Annotated in this window: 3 protein-coding genes and 2 pseudogenes; all 5 read right to left on the bottom strand. The window is 59.9% G+C overall.

Annotated elements, in window-relative coordinates:
- A pseudogene (locus EBB59_RS14340) lies at positions 1-1,105 on the bottom strand (peptidoglycan-binding protein); the annotation flags it as partial.
- Positions 1,102-1,563, bottom strand: a complete 462-nt coding sequence (locus tag EBB59_RS13085) for a hypothetical protein (RefSeq protein WP_122102581.1) — start codon at positions 1,561-1,563, stop codon at positions 1,102-1,104. The gene EBB59_RS13085 and the pseudogene EBB59_RS14340, both read right to left, overlap by 4 nt.
- 44 nt (positions 1,564-1,607) lie before the next feature.
- On the bottom strand, positions 1,608-1,862 hold the full coding sequence (locus EBB59_RS13650) for a hypothetical protein (RefSeq protein WP_147455619.1): 255 nt from the start codon (positions 1,860-1,862) through the stop codon (positions 1,608-1,610).
- On the bottom strand, positions 1,859-2,308 hold the full coding sequence (locus EBB59_RS13080; protein ID WP_122102580.1) for a hypothetical protein: 450 nt from the start codon (positions 2,306-2,308) through the stop codon (positions 1,859-1,861). Before EBB59_RS13080 ends, EBB59_RS13650 begins: the two co-directional genes overlap by 4 nt.
- A gap of 125 nt (positions 2,309-2,433) precedes the next feature.
- Positions 2,434-3,356, bottom strand: a pseudogene (locus EBB59_RS13955) (hypothetical protein); the annotation flags it as partial.

The raw sequence follows: 3,356 nt of genomic DNA, 5'->3' as shown, positions 1-3,356 counted from the left end.
TGCCGGTGAGGAATGCGCCGGGCCCGGTCCAGGCGCCGGTGGCCGCGCCATAGCCGGCGCCGAACAGGAAACCGCCGGCCATGCCGCCGGCATTGCGGCCGATGAAATGGTTCTGCGCGGAATCCGCGCCGGGTTCGTTGCCTTGGGTATGCAGTTGGACGACGCGGTGGCCGGTATCGATGAAGTCGTGGGCCATTAGGGCGACGCCGGCCGCGCCAGCGCCTTTGAGCACGGGATGGGCGTTGGGGCGAGTGGCCGCTATTTCGTTATGCGTCCATTCTATTTGCCATGCCTCGACATGGGCGGCGCCCGACTGGGCATGCGGCGTGGGCGGGCGCATATTGTTCGCCAAGGGACGGGAGTCGGCGGCAAATGTGGGCGGCTTGCCTTCGAGCTGGGTGGCCGCGAAGTATTCACGGCTGTCCAGTTTGAGTTGGTCGTGGGTATCGCGTAGCAATTCCCCCGCATAATTGGTGGGCGTATCCGCCGGCACGCGCAAACGCGCCACGTGTTCACGGGAATTGGCCACGATCATTTCGAATGCCGCCTGCGGGCCATGGGTGGCCTGGCGGGCCAGCAAGGCTTCGCGGGGAATGCCTTCAATGGTGGTGACGTTGGGATTGGCGAGAATACGTGGCACCTCGGTGGCACCGAAAACGCGGCTGGGCTCGGCATCGCCGACAATGGCGCGGACTTCACCGACGGTGGTATCGGCGAATCTGGCCGAAGCATCGGCCCAAGGCCCTTGGGTGGGGTGATAGAGCCATTCGGTGGCGGGGCCGCGGTAGGTGCCGTCGATGAGTGGTTTTGGTCTGATTTCGTGAGCTTGGGCAACTGAATTTAAGAACTCACGGGATTGAAGTAGCTTGGCCGCTTCGCTGGTATTGATGACGCGGATGTCCTCGCCCGCTTCCAGCAAAGTATCGATAATCTGAGACGACCATACCCCCTTGGCGGAGGGCCCGCTGTAGAGTACGGTCACGCGCCCGGGCGGATTGGCATCCACCTGTGCGGCCAGGGCGCGTAACTGCTCGGGCGTTTGGTAAGCGTGTGGCTGTTGGCGCAAGAGGGAAATGGCTTGTTCGGCGGTGAGTGGTGTGGTCATAACACGCACTCCTCGGCGATATCCAGGGTTACGCTAGATTCTTGATTGTATTCTGCTCCCGATGTGTAGACCCCGAAATCTCCGTATACAAGAAGTGCTTCTTGAAGCGTTTCGAGAATTTCATCTTTTTGTGTCTTTAAGTGCTCGGGCAAGCCATAACTGCCGTTGATTCGAACTAGACGCCAATGGGACCAACTCGGGTCTTCGGGTTTTTCCCCGGTGGATTCCAATAAATCCAGGTGCAAGGTCAATTCCTCGCCACGCCAATAGAACGTCCATTTGGTTTGGTTGCGCCAGTCTTCTCGGCCATTGGCAACATTTCTCAAGTAGATGTCGCGCTCCCGATCAATAGTCCAATCGCGGGCATTGGTGCCGCCCACGATGAAGTGTTTGTCGATTTCCTTGAGGCCGTATTTTTCCACGTCCTCGGCGGGGATGAATTCATTGACGAAGGTCATTTCGTTTCTCCGGAGTGACTTGCGATTAATCGTATGGAAATGGTTCAAGCCGAGTATAGGGCATTGAAAGATGCTGCTGGCACGGGCCGGAATCGCAGGATATTTTCAGGATTGATTTGATGATCCGCGACGATCACACCCCCTTTGGCGGACGGCCCGCTGTAGAGCACGGTGGTGCGTCCGGAGGGGTTGGTATCCACCTGTGCCGCTAGTGTGCGCAATTGCTCGGGCGTTTGGTAGGCGTGTGTCTGTTGACGCAGCAAGGAAATGGCTTGCTCGGCCGTGAGTGGTGTGGTCATAGCACGCACTCCTCGGCGATATCCAGCGTCACGCTGTAGCTGGCGTATTCACCTGAATAGACGCCTCCCCCCCGATAAACAGTCAAAGCCTCTATAAGTGTCTTAAGGATTTCGTCCTTGTTTGCTTTCAAATGCTTAGGTAAGCCATAGCTGCCATTGAGTCTAATTAATTTCCAATGCGACCAGCCAGGTTCACCGCGTTCGCCTCTACCCTCAAGTAGATCCATGCGCAAGGTCAATTCCTCACCTTGCCAATAGAACGTCCATTTGGTTTGGTTGCGCCAGTCTTCTCGGCCATTGGCAACATTTCTCAAGTAGATGTCGCGCTCCCGATCAATAGTCCAATCGCGGGCATTGGTGCCGCCCACGATGAAGTGTTTGTCGATTTCCTTGAGGCCGTATTTTTCCACGTCCTCGGCGGGGATGAATTCATTGACGAAGGTCATTTCGTTTCTCCGGAGTGACTTGCGATTAATCGTATGGAAATGGTTCAAGCCGAGTATAGGGCATTGAAAGATGCTGCTGGCACGGGTCGGAATCGCAGGCCATTTTCAGTATGGTGTCTCCCTCGTCAGCGGATCAGCACGCGGTGGTGCTGTTCTTGTTGTTGCTGTTGCTGTTGCTGCTGTTGTTCTTCGAGCGCCAGTCGCTGCGCGTTTTCCTGCCCCCAGGCTTCCCATTCCTTGAACTGCGGTGTCTGCGCGTAAATATCCGCCAGCCTGTCCATTTCCGCTTCGTCGCCGCGTTCCAGCGCCGCCATGTAGTGATTGATATATCGGCCCGCCAGTGTTTCATCCCACGGGTTGGGTGGCCCGGCTTGGGTCTGTTCGTCAGCCGCTTGCGGGTTGCGCGCCTGTTCGCGTGCGTCTTCCTGGCGGCGGGTTTCTTCGTGCTCGGCGGCCAGGCGCGCGTGTTCTTCGATAATCGCCTGTTGCGCCAGCGCCGCTGGCTGTTGGGCGGCGAGCTCGGCCGTTTGTCCGGTTTGCGCCGCCGCCTCGCGCGCATCGTCGTGATGGCCGCCCGCCCGCGGCGAGGCGGGGCTGCGATATCCGTGGCTTTGTCGTGGCGCGGGCGCGCTCGGCTGTATTTCCCCGCGCGAAGGCATGACCGGCGGCAACGGCGCGGTGGGCTGTGGTGGGTCGGAGACCGTGGCGGGCTGGGGCTGTGCCCGTGCGATCTCCTCGGGCGTGACCACGCTCCGAATCTCCATGCGCTGGTCGTTCTGGCCGCTGATGGTGGCCAGGGCGCCATCGGCCTGCACTTGCAGAAAATACGGCGTCTGCGCTTGGGTCGTACCGTCTTGCGCGTGGCGTTGCGATACCGCCGTGGTGGCCGCGTCGATTTCGGCATCGCTGCGTTGCAACCCAGCGCGGGCGTAGGCCCCGGCCACCTGGCTGCGCAGGTCGCTGGGCGTCGGGGTCGGGTGGGCGCGCGCCATTTCCGCCATCGCGGCCATTTCCCGCAGGCCGGCTTGTTGGCTTGCCCAGGTGCGGT

This window comes from Solilutibacter pythonis, from assembly GCF_003697345.1.
Lineage (GTDB): Bacteria > Pseudomonadota > Gammaproteobacteria > Xanthomonadales > Xanthomonadaceae > Solilutibacter > Solilutibacter pythonis.
This window is presented reverse-complemented; position numbering and strand designations above follow the sequence as displayed.

What these genes read in the sequence shown, in the direction of transcription:
- EBB59_RS13085 (WP_122102581.1), bottom strand. Translation starts at nt 1,563, where the DNA reads ATGACCTTCGTCAATGAATTCATCCCCGCCGAGGACGTGGAAAAATAC.
- EBB59_RS13650 (WP_147455619.1), bottom strand. Translation starts at nt 1,862, where the DNA reads ATGACCACACCACTCACGGCCGAGCAAGCCATTTCCTTGCTGCGTCAA.
- EBB59_RS13080 (WP_122102580.1), bottom strand. Translation starts at nt 2,308, where the DNA reads ATGACCTTCGTCAATGAATTCATCCCCGCCGAGGACGTGGAAAAATAC.